Source organism: Mesorhizobium sp. AR07, from assembly GCF_024746815.1.
Lineage (GTDB): Bacteria > Pseudomonadota > Alphaproteobacteria > Rhizobiales > Rhizobiaceae > Mesorhizobium.
In genome coordinates, this window is the sequence record NZ_CP080525.1 from 5,281,598 (window position 1) to 5,295,214 (window position 13,617).

Sequence of the window (13,617 nt, forward strand, 5' to 3'; positions counted from 1 at the left end):
ATTTTGCCGCCACCGTAGCGTGCGATCTTCCGCCGCGAGTTCGAGACATGATGAAAACGCATCCCTTGCACGGCCCGAACAAATTGAAACTCGGCGTCTTTTCGACCAATGCCGATGGCGGGCTTGCAATCACCGATGTGCCGGAGCGCTGGGCGGCAAGCTGGCAGGACAATCTGACGGCTGCCCAGATCGCCGACCGCGCGGGCCTGGAGTTCATGCTGCCTATCGCGCGCTGGCGCGGCTTCGGCGGCCGCAACAAGGTGCGCGAATGGTCGTTCGAGACCTTCACCTGGGCGGCGGCCCTCAGCACGGCCACCGAGCAGATCGGCTTGTTCATGACCGTGCATGTGCCTCTGGTGCATCCGCTCTACGCCGCCAAGGCGCTGGCAACGGTCGACCACATCAGCCAGGGCCGCGCGGGGCTCAACATCGTCTGCGGCTGGAATCCGAAGGAATTCGGCATGTTCGGCACGCCGCTGGTCGAAAAGGGTTACGACCAGGCAGCCGAATGGATCGAGATCCTCGAAAGGCTTTATGCTTCGGCCGAGCCTCTCGATTATGAAGGCACCTACTATCGCCTCAAGGAAGCGGTGAGCCGGCCGGCCAGTCTGCAGGTTCCGCGCCCGGTGACGATGAACGCCGCTTTCGGCGGACCGGGTCGCGATTTCGCCGCCGCCAGATGTGACTATCTGTTCACGACTTTTTCGGAAATGAACGATGCAGGCAAGCATGTCGCCGACATACGCGAGCGGGCTGACAAGGTGGGTCGCGATGTCGGCGTCTACACCGTGGCGCATGTCGTCTGCCGCCCGACGATGGAAGAGGCGCAGGCCTATTACACGCGCTATGCCGTCGCGATGGCCGACCACGACGCGGTCGATGCCCATATGGCCGGCAAGAAGGAATTCTCGCAATCGCACGACCCGCATGCCTATGACCGCTACCGGCAGCGTTTCGCCGGCGGCGCCGGCACCTATCCCCTGATCGGCACGCCGGAAACGATCGCCGCCGACATGGCCGCCATTGCCGGGCACGGCTATCAGGGCATCGCGCTGTCCTTCGTCAACTACACGCAGGAGCTGCCCTATTTCTGCGACCACGTGCTGCCCATTCTGAGGCAGGCGGGCCTTCGCGGATAATTTAGTCCGGAATAACCAGGGGTTACTCCGGAATGACGGCGGTGGCCTGGATCTCGACCTTGGCGCGGTCCTCGACCAGCGCCACCACCTGCATGGCGGCCATCGCCGGAAAATGCCGGCCGATCACCTCGCGATAGGCCTCGCCGATGCCCCTGAGGTTGGCGAGATATTCGGTCTTGTCGGTAAAATACCAGGTCATCGAGGTGATGTGCTGTGGTCCAGCACCGGCCGCGGAGAGCACGGCCACGACGTTCTCAAGCGTCTGCCGCACCTGGCCGACGAAATCGTCGGTCTCGAATTGGCACTGCCCGTTCCAGCCGATCTGCCCGCCGACGAAGATGAGCTGGCCGCGTGCCGCGACGCCGTTGGCATAGCCGACAGGTTTTGCCCAGCCTTCCGGCTGCAAGATCGTATGCATTCAAAACCTCCCGGTATTCCAAAAAACAATTCTCAAAATCGAACGACCATCAATTTCTTGCCGTCAAGTCGCGCCCATCACCTGTCGCGCAATCACCACTTTCTGCACGTCCGAGGCACCCTCGTAGATGCGCAGCGCGCGGATCTCGCGATACAGGCTTTCGACGATATGGCCTTTGCGAACGCCGTCGCCGCCATGCAGCTGCACCGCCTTGTCGATCACCTCTTGCGCCTTGTCGGTGGCGAACAGCTTGGCCATCGCCGCCTCGCGGGTGACCCGCGCCGCGCCCATGTCCTTGGTCCAGGCGGCGCGGTAGACCAGAAGGGCCGCCGCATCGATGTCGAGCGCCATGTCGGCGATATGCCCCTGCACCATCTGCAGCTCGGCCATCGGCGCGCCGAACAGTTTGCGCTCGGCCACCCGTTTGATGCTTTCATCCAGCGCGCGGCGGGCAAAGCCAAGCGCCGCCGCACCGACAGTCGAGCGGAACACGTCGAGCACCGACATGGCGATGCGGAAGCCGTCGCCGGGCTTGCCGATCAGCGCCGAGGCAGGCAGGCGGACCTGGTCGAACGACAGCCGCGCCAGCGGATGCGGCGCGATCACTTCGAGGCGTTCGGCGATGCCAAGGCCGTTGGCGTCGCCCGGCACGAGAAAGGCGGAAAGCCCCTTGGCACCCGGCGCCTCGCCGGTACGGGCAAAGACGACATAGAGATCGGCTATGCCGCCATTGGAGATCCAGGTCTTTTCACCCGACAGAACATAATTCTCGCCATCGCGGGTCGCGGTCATCTCGGTGTTGGCGACGTCCGATCCGGAGCGCGGCTCCGACAGGGCGAAGGCGGATATTGCCTTGCCGGCGCGTGTCCTTGCCAGCCATTGCTGCTGCTCGAGCGTGCCGAACAGGCTGAGCGCGCCGGTGCCGAGACCTTGCATGGCGAAAGCGAAATCCGCCAGCCCGTCATGGCGAGCGAGCGTCTCGCGCGTGATGCACAGGGTGCGCACGTCGAGGGGGCCGGGATTGTCGGTATCGAGGGCCGTCGGCTTCAGCCAGTCGTCGCGGCCGAGCATCGCCACCAGTTCGCGGCAGGCGGCATCGATGTCATGATGATCGACCGGCAGGTTTTTCGCGCACCACGCCTCCAGCCGTTCGGCCAGTTCGCGATGGCGGTCCTCGAAGAACGGCCAGTTGAGGAAGGAACGATCAGGCATTTCTGCCTCCGCAGTGCTTCGGGCCTTGCGCTCTAAGGCGCCCCCCTCTGTCCTGCCGGACATCTCCCCCTCCAGGGGGGAGATTGGCAGCTCTGCCAGCAGCGCCGTTCCTGCATTGCTGACGATTGGCGAAAGCGGCAGCGACAGCCGATCTCCCCCCTGGAGGGGGAGATGGCCGGCAGGCCAGAGGGGGGCGCTGTCCCGCCAGCATTTCTATTGAAACGTTCATCCTCAATTGCCCTCGAACACCGGCTTTTCCTTGGCCACGAACGCCTTGTAGGCGCGCTCGAAATCGCGTGTCTGCATGCAGATCGCTTGCGCCTGCGCTTCGGCTTCGATCGCCTGGTCGAGGCCCATCGACCATTCCTGGTTGAGCTGCGTCTTGGTGATGCCGTGGGCGAAGGTCGGGCCGGAGACGATGCGCGCCGCCATGTCGAGCGCGTCGGCCTCCAGAGAAGTGGCATCGACCAACCGGTTGTAGAACCCCCAGCGCTCGCCTTCCGCCGCCGTCATCGTCCGGCCGGTGTAGAGCAATTCGGCGGCGCGGCCCTGGCCGATGATGCGCGGCAGGATCGCGCAGGCGCCCATGTCGCAGCCGGCAAGGCCGACGCGCGTGAACAGGAATGCCGTCTTGGCTTCCGGCGTGGCGATGCGGATATCGGAGCTCATCGCGATGATGGCGCCAGCGCCGACCGCGACGCCATCAACGGCCGCGATGATCGGCTTGCCGCAATTCAGCATCGCCTTGACGAAATCGCCTGTCATGCGGGTGAAGGCGAGAAGCTGCTTCATGTCCATCTTGACCAGCGGCCCGATGATGTCGTGGACATCGCCGCCAGAGCAGAAATTGCCGCCATTGGACAGGAACACAACGGCGTCGACGTCGTCGGCATAGACGAGGTCGCGGAACGCGTCGCGCAACTCGGCATAGCTATCGAAGGTCAGCGGGTTCTTGCGTTCGGGCCGGTCGAGCCGGACTTTCGCGATCCTGCCCTCGACCTGCCAGAGGAAATGCTTCGGTTTGCGGCCGGCCATCCCAGTCATTCGCGTCCCTCCCAGTTGCTGCGGAACGAGGTCAGCATGCCGGTCAGCCGGCGCGCGTCGTCCTCGCTGACCTTGCCCAGCAATTCACCGATCCAGCCTTCATGTGCCGCGGCGATGATGCCGAAGGCCTTTGAGCCTTCTTCGGTCAGCCGCACCATCGAGGTGCGTCGGTCGCCGTTGCGGCGCGCACGTGCCACCAGCCCTTCCGACACAAGCCGGTCGACGATGCCTGTGACATTGCCGTTGGAAACCAGCAGGAAGCGCGACAGGTCGCTCATCAGCATGCCTTCCGGCGCGCGATAGAGTGCCGCCATCACATCGAAGCGCGGCAGCGTCGTGTTGAAGTCCTTCTTCAGACGTTCGCGCAGCTCGGCCTCGATCGTGCGCGACGCCCGCAGCAGCCTTATCCACAGGCGCAGGCGGTCCTTGCCGGGTCCCGACGGCGCGGGCAGGGGGCCAGCTACCATGTTTCGCCTCCCGAGATGGAAATCGCCTGCCCGGTGATCGACTGGGCAGCATCGCCGCACAGCCAAATCACTGCGGCGGCAACCTCTTGCGGTTGAATGAAGCGGCCTTGCGGATTTGTCGAGGCAAGGCTCGTCCGAGCCTGCTCGGCCGAGCGGCCGGTCTTTTCGACGATGCGCTGGATGGACTCCTCCAACATGTCGGTTTCGACGAAACCCGGGCACACCGCGTTGACGGTGACGCCGGATTTCGCCGTCTCGGCCGCCAGCGCCCGCATCAGGCCGACGACGCCATGCTTGGCGGCGACGTAAGGCGCGACATAGGCATAGCCCTTCAGCCCGGCCGTCGAAGCAATGAAGACGATCCGGCCCGTCCTTCGCGCTGCCATGCCCGCCAGCGCCGGCTTCACCGTCAGGAACGCGCCGGTCAAATTGACATCGAGCGTCCGCTGCCAGTCGGCAAGGGTGGTCTTGTGCGCCGGCGTGCTGCCGGCCATGCCGGCATTGGCGACGACAATGTCGAACGGCCCGCGCGCGGCTTCGGCCGTCTCGTAAAGCGACGCCATGGCCGTTTCATTGGTGACATCGGCGGCAATGCCTAGGATGCGGTCGTTTTCGCCAGCCACCTTGGCGAGTTCCGCTTGGCGGCGGCCGCAAATGGTGACGTCGATGCCAGCACCCGCCAGCGCCAGCGCGATGGCCCGGCCGACACCGGAGCCACCACCTGTGACCAGCGCATGCTTGCCGGCGATCATGCGCGTATCCTCGAAACTTGGCGCCGAGTACCCCCACCCCTAACCCTCCCCACAAGGGGGAGGGGGAAGGCCACGGCAGCGCCTGTCCATTGCAAATTCACGCGGTTCCGGCTGAGCCGAATGCAACGTAGTCCCCCTCCCCCTTGTGGAGAGGGGTTAGGGGTGGGGGTACAGCGCTGACGTGGAAAACGAAAAGCACTCATACTTTCAGCCCCGCCGCGGCGTCGCGCTCGGCCAGCCTGTAGAGTTGGTCGCGTCCGGGCAGATAGGGATCCGGCCATTTGACGCCGCGGTCGCCGAGCGTCACGGCGGCATGCAGCGTCCAATAGGGATCGGCGAGGTGCGGCCGTGCCAGCGCCACCAGATCGGCGCGGCCGGCCATCAGGATCGAATTGACATGGTCCGGCTCGTAGATGTTGCCGACCGCCATCGTCGCCATGCCGACCTCGTTGCGGATGCGGTCGGAAAACGGCGTCTGGAACATGCGGCCATAGACCGGCTTTGCCAAAGCCGAGGTCTGGCCGGCCGAGACGTCGCAAATGTCGACGCCGGCCTCATGCAGCAGCCGCGCGATCTCGACCGCGTCGGCCGGTGTCACGCCCTCGATGCCGACCCAGTCATTGGCGGAAATGCGCATCGAGATCGGCTTTTGCGCCGGCCAGGCGGCACGCACCGCGTGGAAGATTTCGAGGGGATAGCGCATGCGGTTTTCCAACGAGCCGCCATAGGCGTCCGTGCGCCGGTTGGTGACCGGCGTGATGAAGGACGACAGGAGGTAGCCATGCGCGGCGTGGATCTCGAGCATGTCGAAGCCGCAGCGATCGGCCATGTCGGCCGAGGCCACGAATTCGTCACGCACTTTGTCCATGTCGGCGCGGTCCATCGCCTTCGGAACCTGGTTTTGCGGCGACCACGCCACGGCCGATGCCGCCATGACAGGCCAGTTGCCCGAGGTCAGCGGCACGTCGGTGCCTTCCCAGCCGAGCCGGGTCGAGCCCTTGGCGCCGGAATGGCCGATCTGGGCGCAGATCTTCGCTTCAGTCTCGGCGTGGACGAAATCGACCAGCCGCTTCCATGCCACCTCGTGTTCAGGGGCATAGAACCCGGGACAGCCCGGCGTAATACGGCCTTCGGGGCTGACGCAGGTCATCTCGATATAAATGAGACCGGCGCCGCCCTTGGCCCGCTCGGCGTAATGGGTGAAATGCCAGTCGGTCGGGCAGCCGTCGACGGCCTTGTACTGCGCCATCGGCGAGACGACGATGCGGTTTTGCAGCCTCAGGTCGCGCAGCTTGAACGGCGCGAACATCGGCGCGCGGCGCAGGCTGTTGCCGCCGGCGCCCGCCTGCCGCTGGAACCATTCTTCCGCGCCACCCAGCCATTCGGCATCGCGCAGCCGCAGATTCTCGTGGCTGATGCGCTGCGAGCGGGTCAAAAGCGAATAGTTGAACTGCACCGGATCGAGGCCAAGATAGCGCTCGACCTCCTCGAACCATTCGAGCGAATTGCGCGCCGCCGACTGCAGCTTCAGCACCTCGGTACGGCGGGCATCCTCATATTTGCGGAACGCGGCGTCGAGATCCGGCTCGGACTCGACATATTCGGCCAGCGCCACCGCACTTTCCAGCGCCAGCTTGGTGCCCGAGCCGATCGAGAAATGCGCCGATGCGGCCGCATCGCCCATCAGCGCCAGATTCTTGTAGGACCAGCGCTCGCACAAAACGCGCGGGAAATTGATCCAGGCCGAACCACGGATGTGGTTGGCATTGGTCATCAAGGCGTGGCCGCCAAGATGCTTGGCAAAGATGCGCTCGCAGACGGCGATCGATTCCTGCTGCGACATCGCGCCGAAGCCGAAGGCAGCCCAAGTCTGTTCGCTGCACTCGACGATGAAGGTCGCGGTGTCGCTGTCGAACTGGTAGGCGTGCGCCCACACCCAGCCATGCTCGGTCTTCTCGAAGATGAAGGTGAAGGCGTCGTCGAATTTCTGGTTGGTGCCCAGCCAGACGAACTTGCATTTGCGGGTGTCGATGTCGGGCTTGAACACGTCGACGAAAGCGTTGCGCGCCCTGGAATTCAACCCATCGGCGGCGACAACCAGATCATACGTTTCCATGTAAGGCTTGGGATCGGCGATGTCGGTCTCGAATCTCAGATTGACGCCGAGTTCGCGCGCGCGCCGCTGCAGCAGGACCAGCAGTCGCTTGCGGCCGATGCCGCAGAAGCCGTGGCCGGTCGAAACCGTGCGCACGCCATCGTGGATGACGGCGATGTCGTCCCAGTAAGCAAAATGCTTCTTGATCCAGACCGCGCTGACGGGATCGTTCCTGGACAGGTTTTCGAGCGTCTCGGCCGACAGCACGACGCCCCAGCCGAACGTGTCGTCGGCGCGGTTGCGCTCGAACACGGTCACCTCGTGCGCGGCGTCCCTGAGCTTCATGGAAATGGCAAAGTAGAGACCGGCTGGTCCGCCGCCGAGAACCGCAACCTTCATCTGTGCGATCTCCTCTTCGCTTGCTGGTTTCAGTATCGCGCCGCAGGTAAATTATTTCAAGCTTAAAGTTTCACGTTGAAACGATTGTCCTCGTGTCCTGTCGGCGCGCTTGCGTATCGCCTCGCAAGCGCGCCTTCAGATTATTTTTCCGGGTTCTTCGGGCTCCAATGCACGGTATCGGCGCCCTTCTCGTAAGCCATTCCCTTGGGGTAGCTGATCGCTTCCAGTTGAAGGCCCCACGGCGCCTGGAAGTAGAGGATGGTCTGGCCGGCGGCCGGACCCTCGGAAAGCGGTATTGGCCCCATGCGCGTCTTGATGCCTTTGGCGTCGAGATATGACTTGGCAGCGGCGACATCGTCGACATAGAAGGCGATGTGGAAGCCGCCTATGTCACTGTTGCGCGGCGTCAGGTCCTTCTGGTCGGGCGCTGTGTATTTGAACAGCTCGATGTTCGAACCATAGCCGCAGCGGACCATGGTGATCTGCTCGATCACCGCCTTGGGGTCGACGCCCAGCACATCCTGCATGAAGGTGCCCTTGTCGTCGGCGAACGGACCGAACGACATCGCCTTCTTGCAGCCGACCACTTCGGTGAAGAAATCGACCGCCTGTTTCATGTCGGGAACCGTGATGCCGGTGTGGTCGTGGCCGCGCATGCCCGGGATCGAGCTGGCGGTGGCCAAGCCGGCGCTACCCAGCATTGCCACCGCGAACGTTGTGTTGCGAAGTATCGTCTTCATGTCAGTCCTCCTCCATTGGCGGGATTTGTTCGTTTGCCGGTCGCACGTCCGAGGCCCGCTTTTCGGCGTGCGTATGCATTCATGTCGGCGCCTTGGCAGCGGAAGGGATGTCCAGCCAGCCGGCATCGATTTCGGGCAGCGGAATGGCTGCGATCAGGTCGCGCGTGTAGCTTTGCTGCGGGTGTTCGAACAGGGCGTCGGTGGCGCTCGCTTCGACGATCACACCTTCGCGCATGACGATCACTTGCCGGCACAGCCGCCGAATGACAGACAGATCGTGGCTGATGAAGGCGACGGTCAGGCCCATCTCGGCCGCAAGCTTTTCCAGTAAGGTCAGGATCTGCGCCTGCGTCGACACGTCGAGGCCGGAGACGATCTCGTCGGCCAATACGAATTTCGGTGACAGCGCCAGCGCGCGCGCAATGCCGACGCGCTGGCGCTGGCCGCCCGACAGTTCGTGCCGGTAGCGGCTGGCAAAGCTCTGCGGCAGGCCGACGCGCTGCAGCGCATCGGCGACACGCGCCTTGAGATTGTCGCCAAGGCCATTCTGCTTGAGCGGTGCTGCGATGATGCTGGCGATGGTGCGGCGCGGATTGAGTGACGACATCGGATCCTGGAAGATCATCTGCATGTCGCGGCGCAGGGGCCTGAGCTCGGCTTCCGGCAGATGGGTGATGTCGCGGCCGTCAAAGCTGATGCTGCCGGCACTGGGCTCCAGCAAGCGCACCAGGGCACGGCCGAGCGTCGACTTGCCGGATCCGGATTCGCCGACGATACCGGTCACCGATCCCCTGGGCAGGTCGAAATCAAGGCCTTTCAGGATTTCGGCCAGCGGCGCGCGACCGATCAGCGGCTTGCGCGTCATGTCGGGCAATGCGACCTTTAGCCCGTGTACGGAAAACAGCGGCTCAGCCATGCGGCTGCCTCCAAGCCTGGTCGGCTGCCGCGATCTCCGCGGCAAGCCCGGCCAGCACCGCCTCGTCGACCGGTTTTAGCGATGCGAACGGATCGGTGTAGCGAGGTGTCGCGGCCATCAGCGCCCGCGTATACGGGTGCTGTGGCGCGGCGAAGAGGGTTGCCGTCTCGGCCTCTTCCACCACCTTGCCGGCATAGAGCACCGAGACCTTCTGGCTGATCTTGGCGACGACGCCGAGATCGTGGGTGACGAACAGGATCGCGGTGCCGTGCTCGCGCTGCAATTGCACGATCAGCCGCAGGATCTGCTTCTGCACGGTGACGTCGAGCGCTGTCGTCGGTTCGTCGGCGACGATCAGCCGTGGCTCCGCGGCGAAGGCGGCGGCGATCAGCACGCGCTGGCGCATGCCTCCGGAAAGCTCGTGCGGATAGCTTTTCAGCACACGGTCAGGGTCGCGGATCTGCACCTGGTCCAGCAACTGGCGAATGCGCGTATCGGCCCTTTCTCCACTCCAGCCGAGGATGCTCACCAGCCGGTCGGTCATCTGCGAACCGATGCGGCGCGACGGGTTGAGCGCGGTCAGCGGATCCTGCGGGATCAGCGCCGTGCGCGCGCCGATCAGCGTGCGCCTTGCCTTGGGCTGCAGTGCGCCGAGGTCTTCGCCTTCAAGCCGAATCTCGCCTTCGACAAGGCGCACGCTCGACGGCAGCACGCCGAGCACCGCCTTGCCGATCATCGTCTTGCCGGCGCCGCTCTCGCCGACCAGCGCGCGCACTTCGCCGGGTTGAACGGCAAGCGACACCGAGCGCAACACGCGCTGGCCGTTCGGCAGCACGGCGCTCAGATCCCTGATGTCGAGACAGGCGCTCATCGCAGCACCGGATCGAAACGCGTCTTCAGCGCCTCGCCGAACTGGCTGAACGACAGCACCGTCAGGATCAGGGTGATCAGCGGGAACACCAGCACCCACCATGCCTGATGGATCGACAGCCGGCCCTCGGCGATGATGCCGCCCCAGGTCGGATCGTCGGTCGAGATCGACAAATTGACGAAGGACAGGATCGCCTCGACGATGACGGCGATGCCCATTTCCAGCGACAGCAACGCGACGATCGACGGCACCACATTGGGCAGCACTTCGCGCAGCATGATGCCGATGCGGCCATAGCCGGCGATGCGGGCATTCTCGACATAGTCCATGCGCGACTGGCCCATCGTCTCGGCGCGGATTACACGGCAGAAGCGCGTCCAGTCGATGATCGCGATGGCGAGAATGACGGAGCTCAGGCCGGTGCCGAGCACGGCGACCAGCAGGATGGCGAACAGCACCGGCGGAAACGCCATCCAGACATCGACGATGCGCGAGATGATGCGATCGGCCCAACCGCCGAAATAGCCTGATATCAGCCCAAGCGTCGAGCCGACCAGGCACGCGGCGGTTGCCGCGGCGAAGGCGACAATGAAGGCGATGCGGGCGCCGAAGATCAGCCTGGACAGGAGATCGCGGCCGAGGCTGTCTGTGCCGAGCCAGTAGCCGGGCTCGGCACCGGTCATCCAGAAAGGCGGCAGCCGCTCCAGCATCAAATCCTGCGCCAGCGGATCCTGCGGCGCGACCAGCGGCGCGAAGATCGCGGCCAGCAGCGCCAGCAGGAGCCAGCCGCCGGCCAGCCACAGGCGTGGCGACACACCACGCCTTGGAGCACGCCCCTCATCCATGGCGAAGCCTCGGATTGAGCAGCGCGTACATCATGTCGACGGTGAGGTTGATCAGCACGAACAGCAGCGCGAAGACCAGCACGATGCCCTGGATCAATGGCAGGTCGCGGTTGATGACGGCATCGATCGCCATATTGCCGAGGCCTTCATAGGAAAACAGCCGCTCGACGATGACCGTGCCGCCGATCAGGAAGGTGAACTGCACACCGATAAGGGTCAGCGTCGGCAGGGCGGCGTTCTTCAGCGCCTCACGCAGGATCACCTGCGTTTCCGAAAAACCCTTGACCCGCGCCAGCACGACATAGTCGAGGTCGAGCACTTCCTTGAGCGATTGTTTCAACAGCTGCGAGATGATCGCCGCCAGCGGCAGCGCCAGCGCAACCGCCGGCATCAGCATGTGCTTCAATAGATCTAAGGTGAGGTCGAAGCGCAGCCGCAATAGGCTCTCGAACAGATAGAACTGGGTGACGAAGGGCAGGTCCAACTGCGGCGAGACCCGGCCGGAAATGTCGAAGATCGGTACCAGCACGCCGAACAGGAGGATCAGCACCAGGCCCCATAGGAAATCGGGAATGGAAAGGGCCGCACCGCTGGCGATGTCGATGCCGGCCTCGACCGCCGTGCCGCGTTCGCGCGCGCCAAGGATCGCCGTCGTGCCGCCGACCGCCACCGCCATGACGAGGGCAACGATCGCAAGCTCCAGCGTCGCCGGCAGCCGGTTGAAGACAAGGCCAAGCACGTCTTGCCGCAGCGAGATCGAGGTGCCGAAATCGCCCCTGGCAACGCCGGACAGCCAGATGAAGAACTGCTGCACGATGGTCTTGTCGAGACCGTAGAGCGCGCGCAATCGGGCGATGTCGGCATCCGTCGCGCCGGGCGGCAGCATCATCGCGATCGGATCGCCCGGCGCGACGCGGATCACGACAAAGACGACGACGGCCACGCCGAACAGCGTGACCAGCATGGTCAGAAGACGAATCAGGAATCTTTGCAGGAGCATGTAAATCTTTGCAGGAGCCCGTTGGCTCGTATGCCGGATAGAAATGCGCGCCGTCGCTATGGACGGCGCGCCGCATTCCTTCGCGCCTTCTCAGGCCGGCGTCATCAGTGCCGGCAGCAGCGCGCCGGAAATGTGCTGCACGACGTTGACGCCCTTGGCATGCACGATCGGCTGCGCGTACTGCATCAGCGGCAGCACATAGGCCTGTTCGGCGATGTATTTGTCGACCTCTTTCCAACCGGCAATGCGCTTGGCCTCGTCCTTCTCGCCCCACAGCGGTCCGATCTTCGCGTCGAGGTCGTCGGTCTTCCAGGACGAGTGCGGCGACGGCCCGAACATGGCGAAGCCGGTCGAGGTGGTCGGATCGCCGATGGCATTGCCCCAGTTGTAGAAAGCCGCCGGCGCCAGCTTGTGCGCGGCGCGCAGCTCATAGTGCTTGGCGATCTCATAGACCTCGATCGTCGCCTCGATGCCAACCTTGCGCCACATGCCGACAATCGCCTGCACCATCTCATAGTCCTTGGGCTTGAAGCCCTTGGTCGTCTGGATTGTGATTTTGGCCGGCTTCTCGGGCGAGTAGCCGGAGGCAGCCAGCAATTGCTTGGCCTTCTCCGGATTGTGCTCGACCTTGATCGACGCATCATAGGCGGCGTATTCGGGCGTTTCCAGCGTATCGATGGGCTGGCCGTAGCCGCGCAGCAGGCGCTCCACCAAGAGCTTCTTGTCGACGGCCATTACCGCTGCCTGGCGGACGTTCTTGTCCAGCATGGCGTCCTTGTTGTTGAAGAAGATCATGCCGATGTCGGAGACGTTCTTGCAGGTGCCGGCAAGCCCATCCTTGGCGATCAGCCGGTCATACTCCTCGTACGGAATTTCGAGCGTCACCTGCGACGAGCCGGATTCGATTTCGGCGACGCGGCTCGCCGCATCAGTGACGAACTTGATCGTCACATTCTCGAAGGCCGGCTTGCCGCCCCAGTAGTTCGGGTTGGCCTTCAGCCGCAGGAAGGCGTTGCGCTCGAACTTTTCGACCATGTAGGGCCCGGTGCCGATCGGCGCCTTCTCGAAACCCTCGGCGCCGACCTTCTCGTAGTAGGCCTTCGGCATGATGTAGCCGGTCAGGAACGACATCCATTTGAAATACACCGGGTCGAACTGCACGACATCGCCGGTGATTTTGTTGCCGTCGATCTTGAAATTGTTGACGTTCTTCCAGACGAACTGGATCGGGTTGCCGGTCTTTTCGTCACCCGCCCGCTGCAGCGACCAGACCACATCTTCCGGAGTGAAGGGCGAGCCATCGTGCCAGGTCACGCCTTCGCGCACCGTCATCATGATTTTCGTGCGGTCTTCGTTCCAGCCCCACTCGGTGAGCAGGCCGGGCGCGAAGGTCAGGTCAGGCTTTTGCGGGATGAACTGGTCGAACACCGACTGGTAGAGACCCTGGATCGTCGGGTTGACCGCCGAAGGCCCGGTGGTCGGATCCCAGGACGGCAGGTTGACATTGTAGGCGATCGTCAGTTCGCCGGCTGCGGCCCTGGCGATCCGCGGCAGGCCGATGGCGGCCACCCCGAGTGCGGCCGCACTGTATCCGAGCAATTCGCGTCTGTTGATTGTCATGGTCGTTCCCCTTGTTGGTTATTGTCTTTGCGCGGCACTATCAGTTCATTGGTTCAGGCTCCTTGGGCAGCAGCGCCTTGCCCTCCTTCACCCGGAAGA

Annotated in this window: 13 protein-coding genes; 1 reads left to right on the plus strand and 12 read right to left on the minus strand. The window is 63.9% G+C overall.

Going from position 1 to position 13,617, the window contains the following annotated elements:
- Nucleotides 1-47: 47 nt before the first annotated feature.
- Nucleotides 48-1,139, plus strand: a complete 1,092-nt coding sequence (locus BPNPMPFG_RS26460) for an LLM class flavin-dependent oxidoreductase (RefSeq protein WP_258591543.1) — start codon at nucleotides 48-50, stop codon at nucleotides 1,137-1,139.
- 22 nt (nucleotides 1,140-1,161) lie between these two features.
- Here BPNPMPFG_RS26460 and BPNPMPFG_RS26465 read toward each other — a convergent pair whose 3' ends face one another.
- From BPNPMPFG_RS26465 to BPNPMPFG_RS26520, 12 genes are all read right to left on the minus strand, one after another.
- Nucleotides 1,162-1,557, minus strand: a complete 396-nt coding sequence (locus BPNPMPFG_RS26465; protein WP_258591544.1) for a RidA family protein — start codon at nucleotides 1,555-1,557, stop codon at nucleotides 1,162-1,164.
- Nucleotides 1,558-1,620: 63 nt separating this feature from the next.
- A complete protein-coding gene (locus tag BPNPMPFG_RS26470; protein ID WP_258591545.1) occupies nucleotides 1,621-2,769 on the minus strand; it encodes an acyl-CoA dehydrogenase family protein in 1,149 nt (382 codons plus the stop codon).
- A 231-nt stretch (nucleotides 2,770-3,000) separates the two neighbouring features.
- A complete protein-coding gene (locus BPNPMPFG_RS26475; protein ID WP_258591546.1) occupies nucleotides 3,001-3,813 on the minus strand; it encodes an enoyl-CoA hydratase family protein in 813 nt (270 codons plus the stop codon).
- Entirely contained in the window at nucleotides 3,810-4,280 is a 471-nt protein-coding gene (locus BPNPMPFG_RS26480) for a MarR family winged helix-turn-helix transcriptional regulator (RefSeq protein WP_258591547.1), read from the minus strand. The genes BPNPMPFG_RS26475 and BPNPMPFG_RS26480 overlap by 4 nt, the downstream gene beginning before the upstream one ends.
- Nucleotides 4,274-5,032 (minus strand): SDR family NAD(P)-dependent oxidoreductase, encoded by a 759-nt coding sequence (locus BPNPMPFG_RS26485; protein ID WP_258591548.1) that lies wholly within the window; start codon nucleotides 5,030-5,032, stop codon nucleotides 4,274-4,276. The genes BPNPMPFG_RS26480 and BPNPMPFG_RS26485 overlap by 7 nt, the downstream gene beginning before the upstream one ends.
- Before the next feature lie 199 nt (nucleotides 5,033-5,231).
- Complete coding sequence (locus BPNPMPFG_RS26490; protein WP_258591549.1) at nucleotides 5,232-7,526, minus strand: bifunctional salicylyl-CoA 5-hydroxylase/oxidoreductase; 2,295 nt, start codon at nucleotides 7,524-7,526, stop codon at nucleotides 5,232-5,234.
- Nucleotides 7,527-7,666: 140 nt separating this feature from the next.
- Nucleotides 7,667-8,266, minus strand: coding sequence for a VOC family protein (locus BPNPMPFG_RS26495; protein WP_258591550.1), 600 nt, complete (start codon nucleotides 8,264-8,266; stop codon nucleotides 7,667-7,669).
- Between the two features lie 79 nt (nucleotides 8,267-8,345).
- Nucleotides 8,346-9,182 carry an ATP-binding cassette domain-containing protein gene (locus BPNPMPFG_RS26500; RefSeq protein ID WP_258591551.1) on the minus strand — a complete coding sequence of 279 codons (837 nt, stop codon included), beginning with the start codon at nucleotides 9,180-9,182 and terminating at the stop codon, nucleotides 8,346-8,348.
- Nucleotides 9,175-10,053 (minus strand): ABC transporter ATP-binding protein, encoded by an 879-nt coding sequence (locus BPNPMPFG_RS26505; RefSeq protein WP_258591552.1) that lies wholly within the window; start codon nucleotides 10,051-10,053, stop codon nucleotides 9,175-9,177. Before BPNPMPFG_RS26505 ends, BPNPMPFG_RS26500 begins: the two co-directional genes overlap by 8 nt.
- Nucleotides 10,050-10,898 (minus strand): ABC transporter permease, encoded by an 849-nt coding sequence (locus BPNPMPFG_RS26510; RefSeq protein ID WP_258591553.1) that lies wholly within the window; start codon nucleotides 10,896-10,898, stop codon nucleotides 10,050-10,052. Before BPNPMPFG_RS26510 ends, BPNPMPFG_RS26505 begins: the two co-directional genes overlap by 4 nt.
- Nucleotides 10,891-11,898 (minus strand): ABC transporter permease, encoded by a 1,008-nt coding sequence (locus tag BPNPMPFG_RS26515; RefSeq protein ID WP_258591554.1) that lies wholly within the window; start codon nucleotides 11,896-11,898, stop codon nucleotides 10,891-10,893. The genes BPNPMPFG_RS26510 and BPNPMPFG_RS26515 overlap by 8 nt, the downstream gene beginning before the upstream one ends.
- 90 nt (nucleotides 11,899-11,988) lie before the next feature.
- On the minus strand, nucleotides 11,989-13,518 hold the full coding sequence (locus BPNPMPFG_RS26520; RefSeq protein ID WP_258591555.1) for an ABC transporter substrate-binding protein: 1,530 nt from the start codon (nucleotides 13,516-13,518) through the stop codon (nucleotides 11,989-11,991).
- Nucleotides 13,519-13,617 lie beyond the last annotated feature (99 nt).